Genomic DNA, 25,802 nt, shown 5'->3' with positions numbered 1-25,802 from the left:
ACGCCGAACGCCACGTCCGGAGGTCCCTGATGACTGACACGCCTGCGCCCCTTTCCACCGAGTCCACCGCCTTCCGAGCCGCCCTCGACGTGATCCGCGCCGTCGAGCCGCGCGTGGCCGACGCCATCGGCCAGGAGGTCGCCGACCAGCGCGAGATGCTCAAGCTGATCGCCTCCGAGAACTACGCCTCCCCGGCCACCCTGCTGGCCATGGGCAACTGGTTCAGCGACAAGTACGCCGAGGGCACCGTCGGCCGCCGCTTCTACGCCGGCTGCCGCAACGTCGACACCGTCGAGTCGCTGGCCGCCGAGCACGCCAAGGAACTCTTCGGCGCCCGCCACGCGTACGTCCAGCCGCACTCCGGCATCGACGCCAACCTCGTCGCCTTCTGGTCCGTCCTCGCCCAGCGCGTCGAGGTCCCCGCCCTGGAGAAGGCGGGCGTCCGCCAGGTCAACGACCTCTCCGACGCCGACTGGGCCGAGCTGCGCCAGGCCTTCGGCAACCAGCGCATGCTCGGCATGTCCCTGGACGCCGGCGGCCACCTCACCCACGGCTTCCGCCCCAACATCTCCGGCAAGATGTTCGACCAGCGGTCCTACGGCACCGACCCCGCCACCGGCCTCCTCGACTACGAGGCACTGCGCGCCACCGCCCGCGAGTTCAAGCCGCTGATCATCGTCGCCGGCTACTCCGCCTACCCCCGTCTGGTGAACTTCCGCATCATGCGGGAGATCGCCGACGAGGTCGGCGCGACCCTGATGGTCGACATGGCCCACTTCGCCGGTCTCGTCGCCGGCAAGGTCCTCACCGGCGACTTCGACCCGGTCCCGCACGCCCAGATCGTCACCACCACCACCCACAAGTCGCTGCGCGGCCCGCGCGGCGGCATGGTCCTGTGCGACGACTCCCTCAAGGACCAGGTCGACCGCGGCTGCCCGATGGTCCTCGGCGGCCCGCTCCCGCACGTCATGGCCGCCAAGGCCGTCGCCTTCGCCGAGGCCCGCCAGCCCTCCTTCCGCGACTACGCCCAGCGCATCGTGGACAACTCCCGCGCCCTCGCCGAGGGCCTGATGCGCCGCGGCGCCACCCTGGTCACCGGCGGCACCGACAACCACCTCAACCTGATCGACGTCGCCTCCTCCTACGGCCTCACCGGCCGCCAGGCCGAGGCCGCCCTGCTGGAGTCGGGCATCGTCACCAACCGCAACGCCATCCCGGCCGACCCCAACGGTGCCTGGTACACCTCCGGCATTCGCATCGGCACCCCCGCCCTGACCACCCGCGGTCTGGGCACCGCCGAGATGGACGAGGTCGCCGCCCTCATCGACCGCGTCCTCACCACCACCGAGCCCGGCACCACCAAGTCCGGCGCGCCCTCCAAGGCCGCCCACGTGCTCGACCCGAAGATCGCGGACGAGATCTCCCGCCGTGCCACCGACCTCGTGGCCGGCTTCCCGCTGTACCCGGAGGTCGACCTCGGCTGACCCGGCCCCGGTTCAGAGGTCGATCAGCTCCTGACGCGGCTCCCCGTGCGGCGGCCCGGCTTCGCGCCGGGCCGCCGCACGGCGTATCAGCACCGAGCCGCCCGCCCCGAGGGCCAGCCCGGCGGCCAGCCCCGCCGTCGCCCGGCTCCAGCCGCTGTCGCCGTCCGGCGAGGGGGACGCTGCGGCCGCCTCGGCCCGGGAGGGGCCGGGTCCGGCGTCGGGCCGGGCGTCGGGCCGGGCGTCGGGACCGGCCGTGCCGGCTTCCGCGGGTGTGCGCGTCAGGGAGCGCCCCATCACTCCCAGCTCCTTCAACAGGGCGCGCAGCGCGGTCGGCTGCTCGGCTCGATGCCAGTAGCCGTTCCTCGACCGCGGCAGGTCCGTCGCCGTGTGGATCCAGACCGCCGTGGAGTCGGTGTCCACATAGACCTGGTTCAGGCGCCAGGGGTCCACATCGTGCAGCAGCCAGGTGACGTTGATCTGCCGTGCGCCGACCAGACCGGTCTCCGGCGCCTTGGTGCGGCTGCCCACGCCCGGCCGGCCGAGCAGCCGCTCCAGGTCGTCGTACTTATCGTCGAAGTAGGTCAGTCCGGCCGCCTCCGACGTGGCCGTGGCGACCACCAGCACGCTCGTCGGCCCTCCGGCCGAAGCGGACGGCGCGTCCCACAGCAACAGCGTCAGCGCCATCACCGTCCCCAGCCCCGCCGCCGACGCCACCCGGCCGCGACAGCCGCCCTTGCCCCGCTCGATCTCCGTGCGCATCCGAACCCCCAGCCCAGTGATCTCCGTGCGGCCCGTCCCCGAGCCGCGTGTCACTTCTGGTACACCGCCCGGCCCGCCGGGGTTCCCGCTTTCCGCGCACTTTTCCCGAGATCTCCGGCGGCTTCGATCACCGCCCCGGCGACCGGGCGATCCCCACCGCCCGCTCCTTCTCCGCCACCCCCTCCAGCCGCAGCGTCACCGTGCTCCGGCCGGTTCCGAGGGTCCACAGCAGCGTCGGCCCGGCCGTGCGCTGCTCGCGGGTGAAACGGATGCCGTCCGCGTCCACCAGCCACAGCTCCAGCAGATGCGGCTCCGCGAACCACAGCGCCGGATCCGGCACCCCGTCCCGGCCCGGGGCTCGCAGCGGCACCCACTCCGGCTGCCGCGGCACGGTCTTCACGAAGCCGACGTCCAGCCGAGCCGGATACTCGTCCAGCCGTATCGTCCCGCCGTCCGCCCGCCAGCACAGGCTCACCAGGAAACGGCCCCGCGGCTCGGCGGTCACCGTCACCGCGTCCGGGCTGCCCAGAGCCGTCGGCACCAGCGGCCGGAAACCCGCTCGCCGCTCCGCCTGCGCGAGCGACACCAGGTCGCGACCGCAGCCCGGGACACGGGCGCCGGCCGAGGGGGTCGCCGACGGGTCGTACCGCACCTCCACCCCGCCGAAGCCGAACCAGTCGACGACCGCGGCGCGCACCGGGGGCGTGAGCGCGAGTACCGCCAGCAGCCCGCACAGCGTCGCGGTCAGCGCCCGCCACCGAGCCCGCGCCCAGCGGCGCACCGCCCGCAGCCGCCCGGCGGCGCCCGGCGGCTCGGGCACGGGCACCGGCAACCGCTCGGCCAGTATCTGCCCCAGCACCCGCTCGACCATGGTCTCGGCGCCGTCCGCCGCGCCGGACGCGTCCAGCGAACGCCCGAGGGCCCGCAGCTCGTCGGGCAGCCGCCCGGCACGGGCGTCCTCGGCCGGCTCCCGTCCCTCACGCACGCTCCTCACCCCCTTCCCGAGGCCGAAAATCCGGCAGCAGCCGGCCCAGCTTCCGCAGCGCCCGACTGAGCCGGGACTTCACCGTCCCCCGGGGCCAGCCCAGCGCCTGGGCGGTCTCCGGTTCGTCCATCTCCAGCAGATAGCGGTAGGTGACGACCAGGCGGTGCTCCTCGCTCAGCTTCTCCAGGGCGGCCAGCAGGGCCGCGCGGCGCTCGCTCTCCAGCGTCGCCACCGCGGGGTCCGCCGATTCCGGTATCGAAGGCTCGGCCTCGGCGAACGCCGCCTCCCGGCCGGCGAGCGTCCGCTGGCGCGCCGCCGTCCGCACTGTGTTCCTCGTCTCATTGGCGACGATCGACAGCAGCCACGGCTTGAACGCCGAGCCCTCCTTGAAGCGGCCCAGCGCGCAGTACGCCTTCACGAAGGCCTGCTGCACCACGTCCTCCGCGTCCGCACCGGCGCCCAGCGCGGCGGCCGCCCGCAGGGCGATGCCCGTGTGGGCCCGCACCAGCTCCGCGTACGCCTCCGGCTCTCCGGCGCGTACGCGTGCGATCACCGCGGACTCATCGACGATGCGGCCCCCCTCCCGCGTCCTCACACCTTTGTTACACCGCCGGGGACGGATCGGTTCCCACCTGTTTCCCGCCAGTTCCGGACCGCCTCCGGTGACCTGAGAGAATGGGGGGCATGGCCTCTGATCGACCCCGCGTGCTCTCCGGAATCCAGCCCACCGCAGGCTCGTTCCACCTCGGCAACTACCTCGGCGCCGTCCGCCAGTGGGTGGCCCTGCAGGAGTCCCACGACGCGTTCTACATGGTCGTCGACCTGCACGCGATCACGGTCCCGCAGGACCCGAAGGAGCTGCGCGCCAACACCCGGCTCGCCGCCGCGCAGCTGCTCGCGGCCGGGCTCGACCCGGATCGCTGCACGCTGTTCGTCCAGAGCCACGTCCCCGAGCACGCGCAGCTCGGCTGGGTCATGAACTGCCTCACCGGCTTCGGCGAGGCGTCCCGTATGACGCAGTTCAAGGACAAGTCCGCGAAGCAGGGCGCCGACCGGGCCTCCGTCGGCCTGTTCACGTACCCGGTCCTCCAGGTCGCGGACATCCTGCTCTACCAGGCGCACGAGGTGCCGGTCGGCGAGGACCAGCGCCAGCACATCGAGCTGACCCGCGACCTGGCGGAGCGTTTCAACGGCCGCTTCGGCCAGACGTTCACGGTCCCGAAGCCGTACATCCTCAAGGAGACGGCGAAGATCTACGACCTTCAGGACCCGGCGATCAAGATGAGCAAGTCGGCGTCCACGCCGAAGGGCCTGATCAACCTGCTCGACGAGCCGAAGACCACCGCCAAGAAGGTCAAGAGCGCGGTCACCGACACCGACACCGTCGTCCGCTTCGACGCGGAGAACAAGCCGGGTGTCAGCAACCTCCTCACCATCTACTCGACCCTCACCGGGGCGGGAATCGGGGAACTGGAGGAGAAGTACGCCGGCAAGGGCTACGGTGCGCTCAAGACCGACCTCGCCGAGGTCATGGTCGAGTTCGTGACGCCGTTCCGGGAGCGCACCCAGCAGTACCTGGACGACCCGGAGACGCTCGACTCGATCCTGGCCAAGGGCGCGGAGAAGGCCCGCGCCGTCGCCGCGGAGACGCTGGCGCAGGCCTACGACCGGGTGGGTTTCCTGCCGGCCAAGCACTGAACCGGGACACCGAGCCGGGTGCGGGGGCGCGTAGTGCGCCGCGTACATGGCGGAGTGCCGCGCCGCGTGCGGGCCGTGCACGGAAGATCCGGTTCGGTCCGCACCACGCACAGCGCTGCACATCACTACGGCTGCGCCTGCCCACGGCCCGGCCGTGGTCGTACAGTCGATAGCCGGACGGCCGCACGCGCAGCCGTCCGCGCACTCGCAGACGACGTACCGACACGACGACAGGAGACGACGTGGGGACCGTAACGATCGGAGTGTCGATCGCGGTCCCGGAGCCCCACGGCAGCCTGCTCCAGGAGCGGCGCGCGGGCTTCGGCGACGCCGCGGCTCACGGCATCCCCACGCATGTCACCCTGCTGCCGCCGACCGAGGTGGACGACGCGCTGCTGCCCGCGATCGAGACGCATCTCGCGGAGGTCGCGGCGGCGGGGCGGCCGTTCCCCATGCGGCTGTCCGGCACGGGGACGTTCCGCCCGCTGTCGCCCGTCGTCTTCGTCCGGGTGGCCGAGGGGGCGGAAGCGTGCACCTGGCTGCAGAAGCAGGTCCGCGACGCCTCCGGCCCGGTGGCCCGCGAACTGCAGTTCCCGTACCACCCGCATGTCACCGTCGCGCACGGCATCGACGAGGCGGCGATGGACCGGGCCTTCGAGGAGCTGGCCGACTACGAGGCCGAGTGGCCGTGCACCGGGTTCGCGCTCTACGAGCAGGGCGCGGACGGGGTCTGGCGCAAGCTGCGGGAGTTCGCCTTCGGCAGCACCGTGGTGCCGCCGCAGGCGTCGGCCCCGGCGCAGCAGGGCACGCTGCACTGAGCGAGCCCCCGCGCGGTCATCGCCCCCGCGAGGGCGCGGCTCAGATCGGCAGCCTGCGGAACACCGCCCTGGGCACATGCCGCATCGCCGACATGACCAGGCGCAGCGCCCCCGGCACCCACACCGTCTCCGAGCGGCGGCGCAGGCCCCCCTCGACGGCCGCCGCGACCGCTTCGGGCGTCGTCGCGAGCGGGGCCTCGTCCAGGCCCGCCGTCATCCGCGAGCGGACGAAGCCCGGGCGTACGACCATGACGTGGACGCCCGTGCCGTGCAGCGCATCGCCGAGGCCCTGCGCGAAGGCGTCCAGGCCCGCCTTGCTGGAGCCGTAGATGAAGTTCGAGCGGCGGGCGCGTTCGCCGGCGACCGAGGAGAGCACCACCAGCGAGCCATGGCCCTGGGCTTGCAGCGCGCGGGCGCTGACCAGGCCCGCCGACACCGCGCCGGTGTAGTTGGTCTGCGCCACGCGCACCGCGCTCACCGGCTCCCGCTCGTCGCGGGCCTGGTCGCCGAGGACGCCGAAGGCGAGCAGCACCATGTCGATGTCGCCCTCGGCGAAGACCTTGCCGAGGACCGTCTCGTGCGACTCGGGGTCGAGCGCGTCGAAGGCGACGGTGTGCACGTCGGCGCCGCGGGCGCGCAGGTCCTCGGCGGCCTGCTCCAGGCGGGGCGAGGGGCGGCCCGCCAGCCAGACGGCGCGGGTGCGACGGGTGATCAGCCGGCGGGCGGTGGCCAGGGCGATCTCGGACGTACCGCCGAGGATCAGCAGGGACTGGGGGAGGCCGAAGGCGTCCTTCACAGTGGCTCCTAGAGGGTGAGTCGACGGGCGAGATCGGAGACGAACACCCCGTGCGGGTCGAGTTCGGCGCGCAGCGCGCGGAAGTCGTCCAGGCGCGGGTACATCGCGGAGAGCAGGTCGGGCCGCAGCCGGGAGTCCTTGGCGAGGTAGACGCGTCCGCCCGCCGCGGCGACCTCCTCGTCCAGTTCGTCGAGGAAGGCGTCGAGGCCGGGCAGCGCGGCCGGGATGTCCAGGGCCAGCGTCCAGCCGGGCGCCGGGAAGGAGAGCCAGCCCGGGTCGGCTTCCCCGAAGCGCTTGAGGACGGCCAGGAAGGACGGGCAGCGGCGCTCGGAGATCCGGTGCACGATCCGGCGCAGGGCCTCCTCCTGGCCGTACCCGACGACGAACTGGTACTGCACGAAGCCGCCGCGGCCGTAGATCCGGTTCCAGTGCGGCACTCCGTCCAGCGGGTGGAAGAAGGTGGAGATCTTCTGCAGTTCACCGGTACGCGCGCGTGGGGCCCTGCGGTACCAGAGTTCGTTGAACAGGCCGACGGTCCGCCGGGTGAGCAGGCCCTCGGGGAGGAACGCCGGGGCGGCCGGCAGCCGGGAGGGGCGGAAGGCGAGCGGGTCCCTGCGCGCGCGTGTGCCTCCCGGCAGCGCCTCCAGGGGCGCGTGGTCGCCGCGGGTGAGCACCGCGCGGCCGGTCGCCGCGCCGCGCGCCAGCAGGTCGATCCAGGCGACCGAGTAGCGGTAGCGGTGGTCGGTGGCGGTCAGCCGGGCCATCAGGTCGTCGAGGTCGGCCGCGCGTTCGGTGTCGACGGACATCAACGCGGTCTCGACCGGGTGGAGCTGGATCGTCGCGGTCAGGATCACCCCGGTGAGGCCCATGCCGCCCGCGGTCGCGTCGAACAGCGGGGTGCCACGGCTGACGCTGTGCACGCCGCCGTCGGCGGTGAGGAGTTCCAGGGACAGCACGTGGCGGGAGAAGGACCCGGAGACGTGGTGGTTCTTGCCGTGGATGTCGGCGCCGATCGCGCCGCCGACGGTCACATAGCGGGTCCCGGGGGTCACCGGCACGAACCAGCCGAGCGGCAGCAGGATCTGCATCAGCCGGTGCAGGGAGACGCCCGCGTCGCACAGCACGGTGCCGTCCACGGCGTCGATCGCGTGGATCCGGTCCAGGCCGGTCATGTCGAGGACCGCGCCGCCCGCGTTCTGCGCCGCGTCCCCGTACGCCCGTCCCAGGCCCCGCGGAATGCCCCCGCGGGCCCCGCAGTCCCGGACGGCGGCCACGGCCTCCTCGTACGTCCGTGGGCGGATCAGACGGGCGGTGGTGGGGGCGGTGCGGCCCCACCCCGTGACGGAAACGGTCTCGGCAGGCATGTCGGTGACCGTATCGCCCTTATGCAAGCGATTGGTTTGGGAACATCCCACCCCTCCCCGAAATGGGTGATTAATGGGATGTCGCTCAATATTGCCGGTGTTCCAGCGGTGTCGGCGTGAACAGTGAGTCCACATGGACGACCTCGACGACATGGACCACCGAATCCTTTCGGCGCTCCGGGCCTACGGCTCCGACCCGCGCGTCGCGGCCGGCGCGCGCGCCCTGTCCTGGGCCGGCGAGCACGGGGCGCTGTGGCTCGCGGCGGGTCTCGTGGGAGCCGCCGCGGATCGTGCGCGGCGCGACGCCTGGTTGCGCGGAACGGCGCTCATCGCGGGCGCGCACCTCACCAGCATGGGTGTGAAACGGATCGTGCGCCGTCCGCGCCCCGCACATGTCGAACCCCTGGTGCGCACCGCTGGGCGGCACTCCTTCCCCAGCTCCCACGCCACCTCCGCCGCCGCCGCGGCCGTCGCCTACAGCGCGCTCGGCCCCCTCGGCGCGCAGGCGGTCCCGCCGCTCGCCGCCGCGATGTGCCTCTCACGCCTGGTCGTGGGCGTCCACTACCCCTCCGACGTGGCGGCCGGCGCGGCGCTGGGGGCGCTGACGGCGTGCGCCGGAGCGCGCTGGGTCCGGCAGGGCGTGCGCAGCGGCGTACCCGGGGGTGCTCGCGACGTGACGAGGGGCGCTCATGACTGAGGCCGCACCCATGACGAACGGCACCCGCCACGAGGAAGCGGCCAACGGCCCCCGCTCCCCGGAGACCGCCCTCCTGGAGCAGCGCCCGCCCCGTCCCCGGCCCCCCGAGCAGCCACGCGAAGGCACCCTCCTGGGTGGCCTGGTCCGGACCGCGCGGCCCAAGCAGTGGGTCAAGAACATCCTGGTCGTCGCCGCCCCGGCCGCCGCCGGCCAGCTCTTCTCCCGGCACGCCCTCGGCCAGCTGGCGCTCGTCTTCGCGCTGTTCACCGCGTGCGCGGCCGCCGTCTACCTGATCAACGACGCGCGCGACGCCGACGCCGACCGCGCGCACCCGACCAAGCGGCACCGCCCGGTCGCCGCCGGACAGGTCCCCGTGCCGGTCGCCTACGCGGCCGGCGGCTCGCTCGCCGTCCTCGCCCCGGCCACCGCGGCATGGCTGACATCACCGTCGGTCGCGGCGCTGCTGACCGCGTACCTCGGCATGCAACTGGCGTACTGCGTCAGCCTCAAGCACATCCTGGTCGTCGACCTCGCCGTCGTCACGACCGGGTTCCTGATGCGGGCGATGGCCGGCGGGCTCGCGCTCGGCATTCCGCTGTCACGCTGGTTCCTGATCACAACCGGGTTCGGGGCGCTGTTCATGGTCTCGGCGAAGCGGTACTCCGAGGCCGTGCAGATGGCCGGAAAGGGCGGCGCCACGCGCGCGTTGCTCACCGAGTACACCACCGGCTACCTGCGCTTCGTGTGGCAGCTGGCCGCCGGGGTCGCCGTGCTGGCGTACTGCTTGTGGGCGCTGGAGGAGGGCGGCGACCCGCACACGGGACTGCTGCCCTGGCGGCAGCTGTCGATGGTCGCGTTCATCCTGGCGATCCTGCGCTACGCCGTGTTCGCCGACCGGGGCACCGCGGGCGAACCCGAGGAGGTGGTGCTGCGCGACCGCGCACTCGCCCTCATCGGGCTGGTCTGGCTCGCGATGTACGGCCTGGCGGTGGCCGATTGGTGATCCGGGCGACCTCCCGCGCGGGCACCCGGCTCCCGCCCCGCACCCGGGACGCCCTCCGCACCCGGGACGCCCTCCGCTCCCGGGCATCCCCACGCTCCCGGGAACTCCTCTCCTTCGCCGCCGTGGGCCTGCTCGCCTACGCCACCGACCTGGCCCTGTTCACCTGGCTGCGCGGCCCCGCGGCCCTGGACCCCCTCACCGCCAAGGCGCTCTCCTTCGTGGTCGGCTGCACGGTGGCCTACGCGGGCAACGCGCTCGGCACCTACCGGGACCGCGCGGGAGGCACCTCCTGGCGCCGGTACGCGGCGTTCTTCGCGGTGAACGTCGCCGGTGCCCTCGTCCAGCTCCTCTGCCTCGCCGTCAGCCACTACGGCCTCGGCTTCACCTCGCAGCGCGCGGACACGGTCTCCGGCGCGGGAATCGGCATGGCGCTGGCCACGATCCTCCGGTTCTGGGGCACTAGAACATGGGTGTTCCCCAGCGAGGGCAAGGTCGGATCATGGACTGGCTGAAGAACCTCCCGGTCGTCGGGCCGTGGGCGGCCCGGCTGATGACCACGCACGCCTGGCGCTCCTACGAGCGCCTGGACCGCGTGCACTGGTCCCGGCTGGCCGCGGCGATGACGTTCACCAGCTTCGTGGCGCTGTTCCCGCTGCTGACCGTGGCCGCCGTGACCGGCGCCGCCGCGCTCAGCGCCGGCCGGCAGAAGGAGCTGGAGGACCGGATCGCCGAGCAGATCCCCGGCATCTCCGACCAGCTGGACATCGCCGGTCTGGTCGACAACGCCGGCACCGTCGGGATCATCGCCGGTGCCGTGCTGCTGTTCACCGGCATCGGCTGGGTCGGCTCCATGCGGGAGTGCCTGCGCGCGGTGTGGGAGCTGCCGGACGACGAGGAGAACCCGATCCTGCGCAAGGTCAAGGACGGCGGTGTCCTGATCGGCCTCGGCGGCGCGGTCCTGGTCACCCTCGTCGCCTCCACGGTCGCCTCGGCGGCGGTCGGCTGGACCGCCCGCCACCTCGGCCTGGACGAACAGGGCTGGAGCAGCGCGCTGTTGCGGATCGCCGCGCTCGCCGTGGCGGTCCTCGCCGACTTCATGGTGCTGCTGTACGTCCTGACGCTGCTGCCCGGCGTCGAGCCGACCAGGCACCGTCTGGTGGTCGGCGCGCTGGTCGGCGCCCTCGGGTTCGAGCTGCTGAAGCTGCTGCTGAGCGGCTATATGCAGGGCGTGGCGGCGAAGAGCATGTACGGCGCCTTCGGCGTGCCGGTCGCCCTGCTGCTGTGGATCAACCTCACCTGCAGGCTGGTGCTGTTCTGCGCCGCCTGGACGGCGACGCCCAGCAAGGAGGCGGACGGGGTCACCGTCGGCGGCGTACCAGATCCGGCAGCGGCCAGCGGCGGTTGACCAGGAACCCGGCCCCGCCGAGCAGCACCAGCAGCCCGCCCGCGATCCCCAGGGCGATCCCCATGCCGGTGGAGCCGCTCTCGGTCGTGGCGCTCGCCACCGGTGCCTCGGAGGTACCGCCGACCGCGGCGCCCCCGGCCTCACCCGCGTCCGCGGCGGCGGAGGCCGTGGCACCGGGCTGGGCGCCGGGCCGGCCGGCGCCCTTGGGCGGCACCAGCTCGCCGACCGGCTCGACCTTCCCGGCCGCCTGGAAGCCCCAGTCGAAGAGCCGCGCGGTCTCCTTGTAGACCTCGTTGTGGTCGTCCTTCTGCGGATTCATGACCGTGACGAGCAGCACCTTGCCGTCGCGTTCGGCGACCCCCGTGAAGGTGGCTCCCGCGTTGGTGGTGTTGCCGTTCTTGACGCCCGCGATGCCCTGGTACTGGGAGATGTCGTAGTCGCCGGTGAGCAGCCGGTTGGTGTTCTGGATCTCGAAGGTCTCGCGGACCGTCCTGCCCTTCTTGTTCTTCTTCGTCTCGCCGGGGAACTTCGCGCTCAGCGTCGAGCAGTACTCCCGGAAGTCCTTCTTCTGCAGCCCGGAGCGGGCGATCAGGGTCAGGTCGTACGCGGAGGAGACCTGGCCGGGAGCGTCGTAGCCGTCGGGGCTGACCACATGGGTGTCGAGGGCCTGCAGCTCCTCGGCGTGCGCGTTCATCTCCCGGACCGTCTTGGCGACGCCGTCGTTCATCGCGGACAGCACGTGCACCGCGTCGTTGCCGGACCGCAGGAAGACGCCGAGCCAGAGGTCGTGGACGGTGTAGGTCTCGTCCTCCTTTATGCCGACCATGCTGGAGCCGGTGCCGACGTCCGCCAGGTCCTCGGTCGCGACCTTGTACTTCATGGTCCTGGGGAACTTCGGCAGCAGGGTGTCGGCGAACAGCATCTTCAGCGTGCTGGCCGGGGCGAGCCGCCAGTGCGCGTTGTGCGCGGCCAGCACCTCGCCGGATTCGGCGTCGGCGACGATCCACGACCGCGCGGTGACGTCCTTCGGCAGCACCGGGACCCCGCCCGCCAGGTTCACCTGGGTGCCCGGCTGCCCGAGCCGCGCCCCGCCGACGGTCGACATGTTCGCCGGGGGAGTGGCCGACGGACTGGCACTGGCACCGGCGCTCGCCGACGGGCTGGGGACCGGGGCCGCGAGGGCCGCGGGAGCGGTCAGCGAGAGGGACAACAGGGTCGCGGAAACGACCAGCAGGGATCGCCTGGCGGTCTTCTTGGGTGCGGGCACGAGCGAGAAAGTACAGGGCAGCCGCGCGGAAGTCCCGCCCTCCTCCCCACCCCGTCCGGGGAACCGGACCCCGGGCGGCGATACTGAACGCATGAAACTCAGCCGCCCGATCTCCTGGTTCCTGCTCGCCTTCGGGGTATGGAGCTGGGTCATCTGGGTCACTTTCGTCAAAAACCTGATCAAGGACGGCAGCGGGCTCGCGTTCGACGACGGTGACCCGACGGCGTATTTCTGGGTGCACCTGCTGCTCGCGGTCGTCTCCTTCGTATTGGGGACGGTCATCGGGGTCATCGGGTTGCGCGGACTGCGCGCACTGCGCCGTACGTCATAGCGGCCGCCGGACCGCGACCGCCCCCGCCTCCTGGAGAGAGCATCGGCATGGTGATCGTCTTCCTGCTCGTCACGGTGAGCGTCCTCGTGGCGGCCAACTGGTACGTGTGGCGCCGCCTGTTCCGCGACACCACCCGCACCCCGGGTGCCGTGCGCCGCGCGGGCGCGGTGCTGATCGCCGGCGGCTGGGTGCTGGCGGTGGGCGCGCTGGTCGCCGAACGCGCCGGCGCCCCGTTCTGGCTCCAGCGCACCCTGGCCTGGCCGGGCTTCCTCTGGATGGCCCTGTCGATCTACCTGCTGCTCGCCCTGGTGGTGGGTGAGGCCGTACGGCCGCTGCTGCGCCGCCACCTGGAGCGCCGGGACCGCGCGCGGACGCCCGCCGCGGCCGAGGTGCGGCAGCCGGAGCCGATACCGGCCGGCGCGCCGCCCAGGGAGGCGGACTCCGCCGGGACGCCGGACGAGATCGAGCGGACAGAGGAGACCGAGGGGCCGCGGCAGCCCGCCCCCGCGGGTCCCTCCCGCCGGCTCTTCGTCTCCCGCGTGGTGGCCGGTACCGCCGCCGCGGCGGCCGTCGGCACGGTCGGCTACGGCTCCTACGGCGTGCTGCGCGGCCCGCGGGTGAAGCGGGTCACCGTCCCGCTGGCCAAGCTCCCGCGCGGGGCGCACGGTTTCCGGATCGCGGTCGTCAGCGACATCCACCTGGGCCCGGTGCTCGGCCGCGGCTTCGCGCAGAGGGTCGTCGACACGATCAACGCGACCCAGCCCGACCTCATCGCGGTCGTCGGCGACCTCGTCGACGGCAGTGTGAAGGACCTCGGGCCCGCGGCGGCCCCGCTGGCCCAGCTGAAGGCCCGTCACGGGGCGTACTTCGTCACCGGCAACCACGAGTACTTCTCCGGCGCCGGGCAGTGGGTCGAGGAGGTACGGCGGCTGGGCCTGCGCCCGCTGGAGAACGCCCGGACGGAGCTGCCCTTCTTCGACCTCGCGGGCGTCAACGACGTGGCGGGCGAGGACGAGGGGCAGGGCCCCGACTTCGGCAAGGCGCTCGGCGACCGGGACACCGCACGCGCGTGCGTGCTGCTCGCCCACCAGCCGGTGCAGATCCACGACGCCGTCGAGCACGGCGTCGACCTCCAGCTCTCCGGCCACACCCACGGCGGCCAGCTCTGGCCCGGCAGCCTCCTGGCGGCCGCCGCGAACCCGACCGTGGCGGGCCTGGAGCGGTACGGCGACACCCAGCTGTACGTCAGCCGGGGCGCGGGCGCGTGGGGGCCGCCCACCCGGGTGGGGGCACCGTCGGACATCACCGTCGTGGAACTGGCCTCCCGCCAGGCGTGAACGGCGCGCGTTCTCCCGCGCGGTCCGCGGCCCCTCGCGCGCGGCAGTAGCCGAGCCGTGGCCTGATCTCGCTGTCCGGCCCGCCCCCCGCACGCCGCATCCGTCCAACCGGCACCAGGCGACCGCTCCGCACCGCACCATGTGTCTGAGGTGTGCGGGGGGTGAGGAGCAGCAGTGGTGAGGCGCTACGCGTTCCGGCTGCCCCGGCACCCGGCGTCCGTCGGTCTCGCCCGGCGGCGGGTGCGGGACCATCTGGCCGCCTGGGGGCACGGCCCGGACGACCCGGCGCTCGCGGACGCCGCGCTGCTGGTGTCCGAACTCGCCACCAACGCGCTGCGCCACGGCCCGCGCGCGGAGAGCGAGTTCGAGGTCGCGGTCACCGCGCTGGCCGACGGCTCCTGTCTCCTGGAGGTCTCCGACGAGGGACGGGCGGCCCCCCGGACGCGGGCCCCGGAGCCCTGGGAGGAGAGCGGCCGGGGCCTGCACCTGGTGGAGCACCTCGCCACCGCGTGGGGCGTGTGGAGCCGGGGCGGCCACGGGAAGACGGTGTGGGCCCTGGTCGCCCCCGCCCGCTCCTGAGGAGGGACCGGTGTGCGCGGGCGTACGCCGGTCAGGAACCCGCCGTCTTGCGGCCGGGGTCGGGGAGCGCCCGGGTCATGCCCGGGAGGAAGTCCGTGAACAGCTCGTGCACCTCCCGCACCAGCGGGCGCAGCACCCGGAACCGGGCCAGCGACACTCCCCGCGCGGTGAGCCGGGCACCGCGCTCGGCGAGCCGGTAGCTGCGCTCCCGGCCCTCGGTGCGGTCGAAGATCCAGTACAGGCAGAGGCCCATCTGGGACAGCCACATCAGCTCGGGCAGGATGTCCCGCAACTCCTCGGGGACCTTGGTCTTCGTCGCCCCGGCCAGCACGTCCCGGTGGACGCTGATGGCCTCCGCGCGCGCGTGCTCCGACTCCGGGGAGAACGGGCTGAGCGGGCTGTCGGGGTCGGCGGCGTTCTTGAAGAACTGCACCGCGAACTCGTGGTACGGCGAGGCCACGTCCAGCCACGCCTTCAGCACGCCCGCGAGACGCGCCTCCAGGTCGTTCTCCCTGGCCAGGATCTCCCGGACCGCCGCCTGGTGATCGGCGGCGATCCGGTCGTAGAAGCCCTGGATCAGGTGCTCCTTGCCGGCGAAGTAGTAGTAGGCGTTGCCGACCGAGACCCCGGCCTCCTGGGCGATGGCCCGCATGGTCGTCTTGTCGTAGCCGCGCTCCTGGAACAGCCGCATGGCCGTCTCCAGGATCAGCGCACGGGTCTGCTCGGACTTGCTGGGCGCGTCGCCCGCACCGGGGGTGTCGTTCATCGCAGGCACGGTAGGAGAGCCTAGTCAGTGGGCGAGCGGCCTATGGACCGGTGGGGCGGGCCCCGCCGGCGCAGCCGGGAGGGTGGTACGTCCAGCCGAAGCCGGGGTCGTACACCCACCCGTCCGCGCGGCGGTCGGCCCGCCCGCCCCGCTGCGCACCCCGCCACTTCGCGGCGGCCAGCGTCGCTCCCCTGGCCAGCCGCGCCCCGGTCGGGGTGCTGAGGCGATGCGCGAGTCCCCTGTGCTCGCGCAGCGCCCACAACGTCACGATCCACGCGGCCGTCCCCTGATACACCTGCCCGGCGTCTCCGACGACGGTGATCTCGTCGAGGGTGGCGCCGTGGTCCAGGCCGGGGAAGCGCCGCCGGGCCTCGGCGGAGGCCGCGGGCAGCAGTTCCAGGGGGACCAGCTGCGGCTGCCGGACCAGCCAGTCGCGCAGGAAGGAGCACAGGCCGCACTCGGCGTCGTACAGGACGGTGAGCCGGCGGACGGGGACGCGCGAGGCGTCCCGGTCGGCGGCGGTCGCCGTTCCCCCCACGGCGGTGTTCACCGCGCTCACACCCCGGCCGTCGGAGCGGCCCAGCCCTGCGGCGGGACGGGCGGGAGCTGCTCGCGCTCCATCACCCCGCGCCGCCGGATGCGGTTGAGCACGTACACGTTGCCCAGGTGCATGACCCCCAGCACCAGCAGCACCACGCCCAGCTTGGTCGACAGCGCCTCGAAGATCCCGCGCGTGTCGGTGAGGGTCTCCTCGTCACCCAGGTAGAGGGCCACGAAGCCCAGGTTGACCAGGTAGAAGCCGACCACGAGCAGGTGGTTGACGGCGTCGGCGAGCTTCTCGTCGCCGTGCAGCACGTCGCCGAGGAAGACCCGCCCGTTGCGGCTCAGCGTGCGGGCCACCCAGACGGTCAGGGCGATGCTCACCAGCAGGTAGATGACGTAGGCGACGACCGTACGGTCCATGTCCCCCCACCTTTCTTGAACGCGTTCAAAACGCTGACGAGGGAGACTGTAGACCTATTTTTGAACACGTTCAACCGAGTGGGGGCTCCTTGCCGGTGTGCCCCCGCCTCGGGGGTGGCGTTCAGGGTCTGCGGCCCAGCTCCGGCCGTTTGCTGTAGTCCGTGAACCCGAGGACGTTGCCCCACGGATCGGCGATCTCCACCGTCCATCCCGTGACCACGGAGCAGGGCTCGTCGAGCAGTGCGATGCCCGCGCGGGCCAGCGCCCGCGCCGCGACCCGCGCGTCCGGCACCTCCAGCCACACCCGCGGCGACGGCCACGGCGGCGGCCGGTGCCCGAACTCCTCCTCCCGGCGCAGCAGCAGGCCGGGCGTCTCGCCCCCGACCTTCAGCAGCGCGATCCCGGCCTCGTCGAGCCGGAAGGCGGTGGTGAACCCGGCGCGCTCGTAGAACGCCACCGCCTCGGCGAGGTCGCCGACGGGCAGCAGCACGTTGTCGAAACCGAGCAGCTCGTACGACTGGTCATCTGACATACCGTCAGAATAAGTCGGGCGGCGGCCGGATCCCGGCATTGTCAGTGGCGGCCCGTACTGTCGTCGGCATGGCAGTGGTGACGTTCGTCGACGAGACGACAACGGGAGAGCGAAGCGCCGTCCGGGCGCTCGGCATCGCCGAGGAGCGGCTGACCGTGCGGGCGCTGATCGGGCGCCGGGTGGCCGCGGAGACGGCCGCGCACAACGCGCGTACGACCCGCGAGGAGGACCGCCTGGACCCCGCGCACCGGACCGAGCTGGCCCTGCGCGCCTTCGCGGGGAACGGGCTGCTCGTGCTGGTGGGCGACCGTCAGGTCACCGACCCCGACGAGGAGATAGACCTGGCGCCCGGCATCGAGGTCACCTTCCTGAAGCTCGTCCCGCTGGTGGGTGGCTGATGATCACCTCACCCGCCGAGTACGCCCGGCTCATGCGCGACGTGGTCGCGCTGATCGCCGCCGAGGACACCGAGCCGCTGGTGCCCGAGCTGGTCACCCTCGGCGAGATGATCGGCGGAATCTGGGGCAGCCCGGAGGGCAGCAGGGCCGTCGAGGCCCTGCGCACCACGTCCGTCCCCTTCCGGACCGCGCTGCTGCGTGCCCTCCTCGACCGCTGCGACGCGCCGGACACGGCCCCGGCCGCCCGCCGGGCCCTCGTCGTCCTGCTCGGCAACATCGCGAACATGACACCGGCCACGGGCGGATCGCCCGAGACCCGTGCCGCCCTGATCGCCCTGTACTCCCGGCAGGACTCGGTGTACGACACCCGGCAGCTGGTCCACCTCGCCGAGCGGGAACTCGCCGACGGCCGCGACCTGCCGGGCGAGTTCGTCGCCGTGCTGCGCCGCACGCGGATGCTGGTCTGGCAGAAGTCGAGCGAACTGGACGACCTCCTCCAGCGGATCCCGGCACCCGTCGTGAATCCCGGCGAGGCCTGGGCCGACCGGGCGCTGGCCGACCTGGCCGGGCTCGGCCCGGACTGGCGGCGGCTGCTCGCCCACGCCGCCACCGCCACCGCCTCACGGCCGTCCGCGACGTGGGAGCGGACCGGCCGCGCGCTGATCGACGCCCTCGGCGCCGACACGGTGCGCGAGCGGCTGCTCTCCTGGCTGCCCCTGGTGGGCCGCCCGCGCACCTTCCCCCTGCTGGTGGCGTTCGAGGGCTCGACCCTCAACGACACCTTCGACGCGTTCAACGCCACGGCCCTGCGCGGTCTGGCCTGGCTGCTGTCGTTCCTGCCCGCGCACCCCGGCACCGCCCGCGCGCTCGGCGCCCTGGCCGAGACGACCCTGCGCAAGGTCCCCGGCCACGGCCCGGTCAACCCCAAGGCCGCCAACGCCGCCGTCACCGCCCTCGCCCGCATCGACGCCGAGCCGGCCCTCGCCGAACTGGCCCGCCTCGCCGCCCGCGTCACCTACAAGGGCACCCTCAAGCTGCTCGACAAGGCGCTGGAGGACCGCGCGCGGGCGCTGGGCCTGAGCCGGGAGGAGATCGAGGAGCTGGCCGTGCCGACGTACGGCCTGACCGAGGTCGGCCGCGCAGAGCACCGGCTCGGCGAGACGACCGCCCGCCTGGAGGTGCGCGGCACCAAGGCCGTCCTCACCTGGACCAACTCCGCCGGAAAGCCGGTCAGGACCGTGCCCGCCACCGTCCGCCGCGACCACCCGGACGAGCTGAAGGAACTGAAGGCGGCCGTCAAGGACATCGAGAAGATGCTCGCCGCCCAGAGCGAGCGCCTGGACCGCCAGTTCCTCGCCCGCCGCACCTGGCCGTACGCGGCCTGGCGCGAGCGCTGTCTGGACCACCCCCTGGTCGGCACCCTCGCCCGCCGCCTGCTGTGGACGGTCGACGGCACCCCGGTCGGGTACGCGGACGGCGCCCTGCGCGCTCTCGACGGCACCCCCGTCACCGACGGCCGCGAGGTGGAGCTGTGGCACCCCGTCGGCCGTGAGCCCGCCGAGATCGCCGCCTGGCGGGACCGGCTGGAGGAGCACGGCATCACCCAGCCGTTCAAGCAGGCCCACCGCGAGGTGTACGTCCTCACGGACGCCGAGCGCGCCACCGGCACCTACTCCAACCGGTTCGCGGCCCACATCCTGCGCCAGCACCAGTTCCACGCCCTCGCCGCGGTCCGCGGCTGGCGCAACAAGCTCCGCCTGTACGTCGACGACGAGGCCCCGCCGGCCACCCGTGAGCTGCCCGAGTGGGGCCTGCGCGCCGAGTTCTGGATCCAGGGGGAGGGCTCGTCGGAGACCTACGACACCGACTTCACCGGCAGCGGAAGCTATCTGCGGCTGAGCACCGACCAGGTCCGCTTCTACCCGATCGACGCTCCGGAGAACTCCGCGCACGTCTGCGGCGGCCCGTACCGCATGTGGCCGCGCGACGGGACGGCCCCGGCCGACCCGCTGCCCCTCACCGGCATCCCGCCCCTCGTCCTCTCCGAAGTCCTCCGCGATGTCGATCTGTTCGTCGGCGTGACCAGCGTCGGCAACGACCCGGCCTGGCAGGACGGCGGCCCCGCCGGCCGCTACCGGGAGTACTGGACGTCGTACGGCTTCGGCGAGCTGAGCCAGAGCGCCGAGACCCGGCGCGCGCTGCTGGAACGGCTCGTGCCGAGGCTCGCGACAGCGGATCGCTGTACCGTCGACGGCCGCTTCCTCCAGGTCAGGGGCGACCGGCACACCTACCGGATCCACCTGGGCTCGGGCAACGTCCTGCGCACGCCCAACGACCAGTACGTGTGCATCGTCCCGAAGGCGGACCCGGCCGCCCCGCGGGCCGGCCATCTGCCCTTCGAGGGCGACCGGATGCTGGCGGTGATCCTCAGCAAGGCGCTGCTGCTGGCGAACGACACGAAGATCACGGATCCGGCCATCCTCAGCCAGCTCTGACCGGCCGGCCGGGACACGGCGCGGACACGACGCGGGCCCCGCACTCCCCGAGGGGAGACGGGGCCCGTGGAAGGCGGTCCGGCCGGAGGGTCAGTAGCGGCGCGTGATCAGCGCGCGCTTCACTTCCTGGATCGCCTTGGTGACCTCGATACCGCGCGGGCAGGCGTCCGTGCAGTTGAAGGTCGTACGGCAGCGCCAGACGCCGTCCTTGTCGTTCAGGATCTCCAGGCGCTGCTCGCCGGCCTCGTCACGCGAGTCGAAGATGAAGCGGTGCGCGTTGACGATGGCGGCCGGGCCGAAGTACTGGCCGTCGTTCCAGAACACCGGGCACGAGGAGGTGCAGGCGGCGCACAGGATGCACTTCGTGGTGTCGTCGAATCGCTCGCGGTCCTCGGCCGACTGCAGCCGCTCACGGGTCGGCTCGTTGGTGTCCTTCGTGATCAGGAAGGGCATCACGTCCCGGTACGCCTGGAAGAACGGCTCCATGTCGACGACCAGGTCCTTCAGGACCGTCAGGCCCTTGATGGGCTCGACCGTGATCGGCTTCTCCGGGTTGATGTCCTTGATCAGCGTCTTGCAGGCCAGCCGGTTCTTGCCGTTGATCCGCATGGCGTCCGAGCCGCAGATGCCGTGGGCGCAGGAGCGGCGGAAGGTGAGCGTGCCGTCCAGGTCCCACTTGATCTTGTGCAGCCCGTCGAGGACGCGCTCCTTGGGGTCGATCTCCAGCTGGAAGTCTTCCCAGGCCGCCTCCGCCGAGATCTCCGGGTTGAACCGGCGGACCCGGAAGGTGACGGTGATGTACGGGGAGGCGGCGGAGTCCGCCTCGACCTTGTCCAGAACAGGGGTAGCCATCAGTACTTACGCTCCATCGGCTGGTAGCGGGTCTGGACGACCGGCTTGTAGTCGAGACGGACGGTTTCGGACCCGTCGGCGCCGACCTCGCGGTACGCCATGGTGTGGCGCATGAAGTTGACGTCGTCACGGTTCGGGTAGTCCTCGCGGTAGTGACCGCCGCGGGACTCCTTGCGGGCCAGGGCGGAGACCGCCATGACCTCGGCCAGGTCGAGCAGGTTGCCCAGCTCGATGGCCTCCAGCAGGTCCGTGTTGAACCGCTTGCCCTTGTCCTGGATCGCCACGTTCTTGTAGCGCTCGCGCAGCTCGGCGATCTTCTCGACCGCCGTCTTGATCGTCTGCTCGGTGCGGAACACCATGACGTTGGCGTCCATCGTCTCCTGCAGCTCGCGGCGCAGCTCGGCCACCCGCTCGTTGCCGGTGGAGCTGCGCAGCCGCTCGATCTGCTCGACGACGAACGACTCCGGGTTCTCCGGCAGCTCGACGAAGTCCGCCTTCTGCGAGTACTCCGCCGCCGCGATGCCGGCCCGCTTGCCGAACACGTTGATGTCCAGCAGCGAGTTGGTGCCCAGACGGTTGGCGCCGTGCACCGACACGCAGGCGACCTCGCCGGCGGCGTACAGGCCCGGGACGACGGTGGTGTTGTCGGCCAGGACCTCACCCTCGACGTTGGTGGGGATGCCGCCCATGGCGTAGTGCGCGGTCGGCTGGATCGGGATCGGGTCCGTGTAGGGCTCGATGCCGAGGTAGGTCCGCGCGAACTCGGTGATGTCCGGGAGCTTGGCGTCCAGCTGCTCCGGCGGCAGGTGGGTGAGGTCCAGGTAGACGTGGTCGCCCTCGGGACCGCAGCCGCGGCCCTCCCGGATCTCGGTGTAGATGGAGCGGGACACGACGTCACGGGACGCCAGGTCCTTCATGACGGGCGCGTACTTCTCCATGAAGCGCTCGCCGTCCTTGTTGCGGAGGATGCCGCCCTCACCTCGGGCGCCCTCCGTGAGGAGGATGCCCATGCGCCAGATGCCGGTCGGGTGGAACTGGAAGAACTCCATGTCCTCCAGCGGGATGCCCCGCCGGTACACGGCCGCCTGGCCGTCACCGGTCAGCGTGTGCGCGTTGGAGGTCACCTTGAAGAACTTGCCGCAGCCGCCGGAGGCGTAGATCACGGACTTCGCCTGGAAGACGTGGATCTCACCGGTCGCCAGCTCGTAGGCGACGACACCGGCGGACTTCTTGACGCCGTTCACCTCGGTGATCAGCTGGTCCAGGACGTAGAACTCGTTGAAGAACTCCACGCCGTGCTTGACGCAGTTCTGGTACAGCGTCTGGAGGATCATGTGGCCGGTGCGGTCGGCCGCGTAGCAGGACCGGCGGACCGGGGCCTCGCCGTGGTTGCGGCTGTGACCGCCGAAGCGGCGCTGGTCGATGGTGCCGTTCGGGGTCCGGTTGAACGGCAGGCCCATCTTCTCCAGGTCGAGGACCGAGTCGATGGCCTCCTTCGCCAGGATCTCGGCGGCGTCCTGGTCGACCAGGTAGTCACCGCCCTTGACCGTGTCGAAGGTGTGCCACTCCCAGTTGTCCTCCTCCACGTTGGCCAGCGCGGCGGCCATGCCGCCCTGCGCGGCGCCCGTGTGGGAGCGGGTGGGGTAGAGCTTGGTGAGCACGGCGGTGCGGCTGCGCTTCGTCGACTCGATGGCCGCGCGCATACCGGCGCCACCGGCGCCGACGATGACGGTGTCGTACTTGTGGATCTTCATGATTCTCGCAGCCCCGTGCCTAGCGGATGTTCGGGTCGAAGGTGAAGATCACCAGCGTGCCCAGCAGGATGGTGAACACCGTGGCGGTGTAGAGCAGGCCCTTGAGCCACAGCCGGGTGTTCGCGCGTTCCGCGTAGTCGTTGATGACCGTGCGCAGGCCGTTGGCGCCGTGCAGCATCGCCAGCCACAGCATGAGCAGGTCCCAGACCTGCCAGAACGGGGAGGCCCAGCGGCCGGCCACGAAGGCGAAGCCGATCTTGGAGACACCGCCGTCGAGCACGAGCTGGATCAGCAGGTGGCCGAGGACCAGGACGACCAGCACCACGCCGGACAGGCGCATGAAGAGCCAGGCCGCCATCTCGAAGTTGCCCCGGGTCGGCTTCGGGGTCTTCTTGGTGCGCTGGCGCGGGGCCTCGATGTAGGGCGCGGGGTTGTCGACGCTGTAGCCGCCCTCGACGGGGCCAACGCCGGAAGCGGTGGTCTCAGTGGTGGACATGGGCGTCAGCTCCCGAACAGTTCACGAGCGGCGTGGCCGAGGACGGGGTAGATCGCCCCGAGCATCAGCACGACCCAGATGCCAACGACGGTCCAGAGCATCTGCTTCTGGTAGCGCGGGCCGTTCGACCAGAAGTCGACGGCGATGACGCGGAGGCCGTTGAGCGCGTGGAAGAGGATGGCGGCGACGAGGCCGTACTCCAGCACGGCGACGATCGGCGTCTTGTAGGTGGCTACGACCTTGTCGTACGCCTCGGGGGAGACACGGACGAGTGCAGTGTCCAGCACGTGCACGAACAGGAAGAAGAAAATGAGGACGCCGGTGACTCGGTGAGCCACCCAGGACCACATTCCTTCCCGTCCGCGGTACAGCGTTCCAGCCGGCACGGAAGAACCCTCCGGGAGCGGGATTGGGGCCTGCCGGCTTCGGTGTCGGACGGGCCCGGCCGGGTACGGTCCACCGGCCCCCAGCATCGTAGCGACGGTTGCCTGCGGCGCTTACACGGGGCCTATCGGTGTGATCAAACTGGCACGCGTATGGGTGAGGATTTGCGGCATCTGCGGTGGGATGTGTCGTTCCGTGCCGGGTGCGGTGCCGTTGCGGCCGGTCGCGCCCGGCACGGCGGTAGCCGCGGGCCGGTCACGGCCCCGCGCCCCTGAGCAGCTCCATCAGGCGTCCCTTCGCCAGCCGCCGGAGTTCCTCCGCCGTCACCTGACGTTCGTCTTCCGGATCGTTGGTCAATCGTGACCGGATGGCCGTCAGTACGTGATCGAGGGCTTCGTCCGGAGATGTGTCGTTCACGTGGATGACGAAGACATGCCCGAACCTGGCCTCGTACGCGGCATAGGCCGCGTTCAGTGCTGTGTGGGCGACCTCGTACGTGCCGTCGGGAAGTTCCGGCAGGGACTCCTGCGTCAGCGCCTCCGTCACGTCCCCCGGGGTCAGGTCGTACGCCGCCTCGTCGGCCGCGGCCAGGAGTGAGGGGAGGTCGGGGTAGGGGCGGTGGGCCTCGATCCGGGCCGCCCAGCGGAGGCTGTGCAGGCATCCGAGCAGGGTCTGCCGGGCGGATTCCGCGGAGGCGGTGTTGAAGGCGTCCAGCGGGGCACAGGTGCCGCGGGACTGTCCCGGTATGGCGAGCCGGCCGGGGAGGTCGGGGAGACGGTGCGCGGGCAGCGTGGATCCTCGAAGAAAGGTGTGAAAGTTGTGCCCTCACGTTATCGAGAGTGGTCACGGTGTGTCCGACGGATGCCTGAATTTCACTCGAACGGGGAGGTTTAAGGACCTCTCGCGGACGTACGCCGTCCGTTCCGGGCGTACGTTGACGGCGTGAGCCAGCACAGGCGCCGCGCGTCGGCGACTCAGGCGGGACGGAGGCGGGCGGCCGCGATGGCCGCCGGGGTCGCCGCCGTGGTCGTCGCGGCCGGAGTGGGTCTGGGACTGTGGGCCGGCGGAGGCGACGGGGGCGGCGGTGAGCCGGTGGGCTCCGCGCGGCGGACCCCGGCCGGGGAGTCCGCCCTCCGGGCGCCCACCTCGCCGGAGCCGACGCCCAGCCGGAGCTACCCGCTCTCCTCCGCGCCGCGCACCATCCCCGCCGTCCGGGCGCACACTCCGGCGCGCGGGCCCGGATGGCGGCCCGAGCCCGGGCACCGGGTGGTGGTCAGCGACGCGGACCTCGCCGACGAGGGGCGGCTGATCGCCGGTGAGCTGGGGATGACGTACGGCGGGCAGAACGGGGAGGTGCGGGCCGGGGACGTCCGGCTGGCGCTGGGCGACGACGAGGGCGCGGACCCGGAGTCGTACACCATGACCGTGCGCGGCGGGCGGGTCACCATCAGCGCCTCCGACGACGCGGGCGTCTTCTACGGCACCCGCACCCTGAAGCAGGCCGTGCGTGGCGGTGGCAGCGCCCCGGAGGGCGTGGTGCGCGACGACCCCGCCAAACCGCAGCGCGGGTTCATGCTGGACATCGCGCGCAAGCACTTCGACGCGGGCTGGATCGAGGACCGGGTGCGGGAGCTGGGGGACCTGAAGTTCAACCAGCTGGGCCTGCACTTCTCCGACGACCAGGGGTTCCGGATCGAGTCCGACACGCATCCGGAGATCGTGTCGAAGGACCATCTGACCAAGGCGCAGGTGCGTCGGATCGTCGAGCTGGCCGAGAGCCGGCACATCACCGTGGTGCCGGAGATCGACTCGCCGGGGCACCTCGGGGCCGTCATCGCCGCCCACCCCGATCTCCAGCTGCGCAACGCGCAGGGCGTCGCGGCGAGCGGCGCCGTCGACATCTCCGACCCGAACGCCGCCGAGATCGTCGACGACCTGCTGAACGAGTACGCCGATCTCTTCCCCGGTGCCCCGTGGCATCTGGGCGGCGACGAGTACCGGGCGCTCACCGTCGCCGACCCCGAGGCGTCGTATCCGCAGCTGGCCACCGCCGCGCGGAAGGCGTACGGCGCGGGCGGCACCGTCGCCGACCTCGCCACCGGGTGGCTCAACGACCGCGCGGAGACCGTCCGCGCGCAGCGCAAGATCCCGCGCGCGTGGAACGACGGTTTCTACGAGGGCGCCTCCGTGCGGGCCGACGAACGGATCCAGGTCGCGTACTGGACCGGCAAGGAGATCGGGGCCCGGCAGCCGGAGGAGTATCTGAGCGCCGGACGCCAGGTGATCAACTACAACGACGAGTTCCTCTACTACGTGCTCGGCGAACCGCAGACCTTCGTCTACCCGACCGGGCAGCGGATCTACGAGCAGTGGACGCCCCGGGTGCTGCGCGGGACGGAGGCCGTGCCCGCGCGGTACGACGGGCAGATCCTCGGCGGCACGTTCGCCGTCTGGTGCGACCTGGCCGGCGCGCAGACCCAGCAGCAGGTCGCGGCGGGCATCCGCATGCCCCTGCGCGCCACCGCGCAGAAGCTCTGGAATCCGGGCGAACCGTCGCTTTCCTGGCCGGAGTTCAGGACACTGGCGGACAAGCTGGGCTGACACGGGACGGGGCGGCCGGACATGGGCTACTGGGGGTA

28 protein-coding genes are annotated in these 25,802 nt (G+C 72.2%); 13 read left to right on the top strand and 15 right to left on the bottom strand.

Annotated features, from left to right (window positions below; all coding sequences use genetic code 11):
- The first annotated feature begins 29 nt into the window (after positions 1-29).
- A complete protein-coding gene (locus tag VE614_RS21325; protein ID WP_086168013.1) occupies positions 30-1,484 on the top strand; it encodes a glycine hydroxymethyltransferase in 1,455 nt (484 codons plus the stop codon).
- Positions 1,485-1,496: 12 nt separating this feature from the next.
- On the opposite strand, the gene VE614_RS21320 is transcribed toward VE614_RS21325, so the two are convergent.
- From VE614_RS21320 to VE614_RS21310, 3 genes are all read right to left on the bottom strand, one after another.
- Complete coding sequence (locus VE614_RS21320) at positions 1,497-2,243, bottom strand: hypothetical protein (RefSeq protein WP_324939346.1); 747 nt, start codon at positions 2,241-2,243, stop codon at positions 1,497-1,499.
- Between the two features lie 127 nt (positions 2,244-2,370).
- Complete coding sequence (locus tag VE614_RS21315) at positions 2,371-3,228, bottom strand: hypothetical protein (RefSeq protein WP_324939343.1); 858 nt, start codon at positions 3,226-3,228, stop codon at positions 2,371-2,373.
- Positions 3,221-3,781 carry an RNA polymerase sigma factor gene (locus VE614_RS21310; RefSeq protein ID WP_324939340.1) on the bottom strand — a complete coding sequence of 187 codons (561 nt, stop codon included), beginning with the start codon at positions 3,779-3,781 and terminating at the stop codon, positions 3,221-3,223. The genes VE614_RS21315 and VE614_RS21310 overlap by 8 nt, the downstream gene beginning before the upstream one ends.
- A 131-nt stretch (positions 3,782-3,912) precedes the next feature.
- On the opposite strand from VE614_RS21310, the gene trpS reads away from it, so the two are divergent.
- The gene (gene trpS / locus VE614_RS21305; RefSeq protein ID WP_324939337.1) at positions 3,913-4,926 is read left to right on the top strand and encodes a tryptophan--tRNA ligase; all 1,014 of its coding nucleotides are present in this window, start codon (positions 3,913-3,915) and stop codon (positions 4,924-4,926) included.
- Positions 4,927-5,168: 242 nt separating this feature from the next.
- Complete coding sequence (locus tag VE614_RS21300; RefSeq protein WP_324939334.1) at positions 5,169-5,744, top strand: 2'-5' RNA ligase family protein; 576 nt, start codon at positions 5,169-5,171, stop codon at positions 5,742-5,744.
- Between the two features lie 40 nt (positions 5,745-5,784).
- Here the strand turns inward: VE614_RS21300 and VE614_RS21295 are convergent, their stop codons facing one another.
- Complete coding sequence (locus VE614_RS21295) at positions 5,785-6,540, bottom strand: decaprenylphospho-beta-D-erythro-pentofuranosid-2-ulose 2-reductase (RefSeq protein ID WP_324939331.1); 756 nt, start codon at positions 6,538-6,540, stop codon at positions 5,785-5,787.
- Between the two features lie 8 nt (positions 6,541-6,548).
- Complete coding sequence (locus VE614_RS21290; protein ID WP_324939328.1) at positions 6,549-7,904, bottom strand: FAD-binding oxidoreductase; 1,356 nt, start codon at positions 7,902-7,904, stop codon at positions 6,549-6,551.
- Positions 7,905-8,037: 133 nt separating this feature from the next.
- Between VE614_RS21290 and VE614_RS21285 the strand changes: the two genes are divergently transcribed.
- From VE614_RS21285 to VE614_RS21270, 4 genes are all read left to right on the top strand, one after another.
- Complete coding sequence (locus tag VE614_RS21285) at positions 8,038-8,601, top strand: phosphatase PAP2 family protein (protein ID WP_324939326.1); 564 nt, start codon at positions 8,038-8,040, stop codon at positions 8,599-8,601.
- A gap of 10 nt (positions 8,602-8,611) precedes the next feature.
- The gene (locus tag VE614_RS21280) at positions 8,612-9,604 is read left to right on the top strand and encodes a decaprenyl-phosphate phosphoribosyltransferase (protein WP_324939582.1); all 993 of its coding nucleotides are present in this window, start codon (positions 8,612-8,614) and stop codon (positions 9,602-9,604) included.
- Positions 9,605-9,726: 122 nt separating this feature from the next.
- Positions 9,727-10,116, top strand: coding sequence for a GtrA family protein (locus VE614_RS21275; RefSeq protein ID WP_324939578.1), 390 nt, complete (start codon positions 9,727-9,729; stop codon positions 10,114-10,116).
- Positions 10,104-11,009 (top strand): YihY/virulence factor BrkB family protein, encoded by a 906-nt coding sequence (locus VE614_RS21270; protein ID WP_324939323.1) that lies wholly within the window; start codon positions 10,104-10,106, stop codon positions 11,007-11,009. The genes VE614_RS21275 and VE614_RS21270 overlap by 13 nt, the downstream gene beginning before the upstream one ends.
- On the opposite strand, the gene VE614_RS21265 is transcribed toward VE614_RS21270, so the two are convergent.
- Positions 10,963-12,276: a D-alanyl-D-alanine carboxypeptidase gene (locus VE614_RS21265; RefSeq protein ID WP_324939320.1), complete on the bottom strand. Its 1,314-nt coding sequence runs from the start codon at positions 12,274-12,276 to the stop codon at positions 10,963-10,965. The genes VE614_RS21270 and VE614_RS21265 overlap by 47 nt on opposite strands.
- 91 nt (positions 12,277-12,367) lie before the next feature.
- On the opposite strand from VE614_RS21265, the gene VE614_RS21260 reads away from it, so the two are divergent.
- The 3 genes from VE614_RS21260 to VE614_RS21250 all read left to right on the top strand — a co-directional run bounded on the left by VE614_RS21260 (position 12,368) and on the right by VE614_RS21250 (position 14,523).
- Positions 12,368-12,607, top strand: a complete 240-nt coding sequence (locus tag VE614_RS21260; protein ID WP_324939317.1) for an SCO4848 family membrane protein — start codon at positions 12,368-12,370, stop codon at positions 12,605-12,607.
- A gap of 47 nt (positions 12,608-12,654) precedes the next feature.
- Complete coding sequence (locus tag VE614_RS21255) at positions 12,655-13,944, top strand: metallophosphoesterase (protein WP_324939315.1); 1,290 nt, start codon at positions 12,655-12,657, stop codon at positions 13,942-13,944.
- A gap of 174 nt (positions 13,945-14,118) precedes the next feature.
- Positions 14,119-14,523 carry an ATP-binding protein gene (locus VE614_RS21250; RefSeq protein WP_324939312.1) on the top strand — a complete coding sequence of 135 codons (405 nt, stop codon included), beginning with the start codon at positions 14,119-14,121 and terminating at the stop codon, positions 14,521-14,523.
- Between the two features lie 31 nt (positions 14,524-14,554).
- Here VE614_RS21250 and VE614_RS21245 read toward each other — a convergent pair whose 3' ends face one another.
- From VE614_RS21245 to VE614_RS21230, 4 genes are all read right to left on the bottom strand, one after another.
- Positions 14,555-15,298 carry a TetR/AcrR family transcriptional regulator gene (locus VE614_RS21245; protein ID WP_324939308.1) on the bottom strand — a complete coding sequence of 248 codons (744 nt, stop codon included), beginning with the start codon at positions 15,296-15,298 and terminating at the stop codon, positions 14,555-14,557.
- Between the two features lie 31 nt (positions 15,299-15,329).
- On the bottom strand, positions 15,330-15,839 hold the full coding sequence (locus VE614_RS21240; protein ID WP_324939306.1) for a thiol-disulfide oxidoreductase DCC family protein: 510 nt from the start codon (positions 15,837-15,839) through the stop codon (positions 15,330-15,332).
- Between the two features lie 5 nt (positions 15,840-15,844).
- The gene (locus VE614_RS21235; RefSeq protein WP_324939303.1) at positions 15,845-16,252 is read right to left on the bottom strand and encodes a hypothetical protein; all 408 of its coding nucleotides are present in this window, start codon (positions 16,250-16,252) and stop codon (positions 15,845-15,847) included.
- Between the two features lie 121 nt (positions 16,253-16,373).
- The gene (locus VE614_RS21230) at positions 16,374-16,784 is read right to left on the bottom strand and encodes a VOC family protein (RefSeq protein ID WP_324939300.1); all 411 of its coding nucleotides are present in this window, start codon (positions 16,782-16,784) and stop codon (positions 16,374-16,376) included.
- Between the two features lie 68 nt (positions 16,785-16,852).
- On the opposite strand from VE614_RS21230, the gene VE614_RS21225 reads away from it, so the two are divergent.
- Together VE614_RS21225 and VE614_RS21220 are read left to right on the top strand one after the other, a co-directional pair.
- Positions 16,853-17,182, top strand: a complete 330-nt coding sequence (locus VE614_RS21225) for a hypothetical protein (protein WP_324939297.1) — start codon at positions 16,853-16,855, stop codon at positions 17,180-17,182.
- The gene (locus VE614_RS21220; protein ID WP_324939294.1) at positions 17,182-19,677 is read left to right on the top strand and encodes a DUF4132 domain-containing protein; all 2,496 of its coding nucleotides are present in this window, start codon (positions 17,182-17,184) and stop codon (positions 19,675-19,677) included. Before VE614_RS21225 ends, VE614_RS21220 begins: the two co-directional genes overlap by 1 nt.
- A gap of 90 nt (positions 19,678-19,767) precedes the next feature.
- Here the strand turns inward: VE614_RS21220 and VE614_RS21215 are convergent, their stop codons facing one another.
- The 5 genes from VE614_RS21215 to VE614_RS21195 form a co-directional block, all read right to left on the bottom strand.
- Positions 19,768-20,529 carry a succinate dehydrogenase iron-sulfur subunit gene (locus VE614_RS21215; protein WP_324939291.1) on the bottom strand — a complete coding sequence of 254 codons (762 nt, stop codon included), beginning with the start codon at positions 20,527-20,529 and terminating at the stop codon, positions 19,768-19,770.
- Positions 20,529-22,283, bottom strand: a complete 1,755-nt coding sequence (sdhA, locus tag VE614_RS21210; RefSeq protein WP_324939288.1) for a succinate dehydrogenase flavoprotein subunit — start codon at positions 22,281-22,283, stop codon at positions 20,529-20,531. The genes VE614_RS21215 and sdhA overlap by 1 nt, the downstream gene beginning before the upstream one ends.
- Before the next feature lie 19 nt (positions 22,284-22,302).
- Positions 22,303-22,779, bottom strand: a complete 477-nt coding sequence (locus VE614_RS21205) for a succinate dehydrogenase hydrophobic membrane anchor subunit (protein WP_324939286.1) — start codon at positions 22,777-22,779, stop codon at positions 22,303-22,305.
- Between the two features lie 5 nt (positions 22,780-22,784).
- The gene (gene sdhC, locus VE614_RS21200; RefSeq protein WP_324939283.1) at positions 22,785-23,165 is read right to left on the bottom strand and encodes a succinate dehydrogenase, cytochrome b556 subunit; all 381 of its coding nucleotides are present in this window, start codon (positions 23,163-23,165) and stop codon (positions 22,785-22,787) included.
- Between the two features lie 253 nt (positions 23,166-23,418).
- Positions 23,419-23,832, bottom strand: a complete 414-nt coding sequence (locus VE614_RS21195) for a 2-oxo-4-hydroxy-4-carboxy-5-ureidoimidazoline decarboxylase (RefSeq protein ID WP_414719622.1) — start codon at positions 23,830-23,832, stop codon at positions 23,419-23,421.
- Between the two features lie 333 nt (positions 23,833-24,165).
- Here VE614_RS21195 and VE614_RS21190 point away from each other — a divergent pair, with 333 nt between their 5' ends.
- Entirely contained in the window at positions 24,166-25,764 is a 1,599-nt protein-coding gene (locus VE614_RS21190; protein ID WP_324939572.1) for a glycoside hydrolase family 20 protein, read from the top strand.
- The last annotated feature ends 38 nt before the right edge of the window (positions 25,765-25,802 follow it).

Origin of the sequence: Streptomyces sp. (assembly GCF_035645055.1) — a bacterium.
In the GTDB taxonomy this organism is placed as follows: Bacteria; Actinomycetota; Actinomycetes; order Streptomycetales; family Streptomycetaceae; genus Streptomyces.
This window is presented reverse-complemented; position numbering and strand designations above follow the sequence as displayed.

Excerpts from the sequence above, each read along its gene's own strand:
- VE614_RS21325 (WP_086168013.1), top strand. The coding sequence starts at position 30 with ATGACTGACACGCCTGCGCCCCTTTCCACCGAGTCCACCGCCTTCCGA.
- VE614_RS21320 (WP_324939346.1), bottom strand. The coding sequence starts at position 2,243 with ATGCGCACGGAGATCGAGCGGGGCAAGGGCGGCTGTCGCGGCCGGGTG.
- trpS (WP_324939337.1), top strand. The coding sequence starts at position 3,913 with ATGGCCTCTGATCGACCCCGCGTGCTCTCCGGAATCCAGCCCACCGCA.
- VE614_RS21290 (WP_324939328.1), bottom strand. The coding sequence starts at position 7,904 with ATGCCTGCCGAGACCGTTTCCGTCACGGGGTGGGGCCGCACCGCCCCC.
- VE614_RS21285 (WP_324939326.1), top strand. The coding sequence starts at position 8,038 with ATGGACGACCTCGACGACATGGACCACCGAATCCTTTCGGCGCTCCGG.
- VE614_RS21280 (WP_324939582.1), top strand. The coding sequence starts at position 8,612 with ATGACGAACGGCACCCGCCACGAGGAAGCGGCCAACGGCCCCCGCTCC.
- VE614_RS21270 (WP_324939323.1), top strand. The coding sequence starts at position 10,104 with ATGGACTGGCTGAAGAACCTCCCGGTCGTCGGGCCGTGGGCGGCCCGG.
- VE614_RS21260 (WP_324939317.1), top strand. The coding sequence starts at position 12,368 with ATGAAACTCAGCCGCCCGATCTCCTGGTTCCTGCTCGCCTTCGGGGTA.
- VE614_RS21255 (WP_324939315.1), top strand. The coding sequence starts at position 12,655 with ATGGTGATCGTCTTCCTGCTCGTCACGGTGAGCGTCCTCGTGGCGGCC.
- VE614_RS21235 (WP_324939303.1), bottom strand. The coding sequence starts at position 16,252 with ATGGACCGTACGGTCGTCGCCTACGTCATCTACCTGCTGGTGAGCATC.
- VE614_RS21230 (WP_324939300.1), bottom strand. The coding sequence starts at position 16,784 with ATGTCAGATGACCAGTCGTACGAGCTGCTCGGTTTCGACAACGTGCTG.
- VE614_RS21225 (WP_324939297.1), top strand. The coding sequence starts at position 16,853 with ATGGCAGTGGTGACGTTCGTCGACGAGACGACAACGGGAGAGCGAAGC.
- VE614_RS21220 (WP_324939294.1), top strand. The coding sequence starts at position 17,182 with ATGATCACCTCACCCGCCGAGTACGCCCGGCTCATGCGCGACGTGGTC.
- VE614_RS21215 (WP_324939291.1), bottom strand. The coding sequence starts at position 20,529 with ATGGCTACCCCTGTTCTGGACAAGGTCGAGGCGGACTCCGCCGCCTCC.
- sdhA (WP_324939288.1), bottom strand. The coding sequence starts at position 22,283 with ATGAAGATCCACAAGTACGACACCGTCATCGTCGGCGCCGGTGGCGCC.
- VE614_RS21205 (WP_324939286.1), bottom strand. The coding sequence starts at position 22,779 with ATGTCCACCACTGAGACCACCGCTTCCGGCGTTGGCCCCGTCGAGGGC.
- VE614_RS21190 (WP_324939572.1), top strand. The coding sequence starts at position 24,166 with ATGGCCGCCGGGGTCGCCGCCGTGGTCGTCGCGGCCGGAGTGGGTCTG.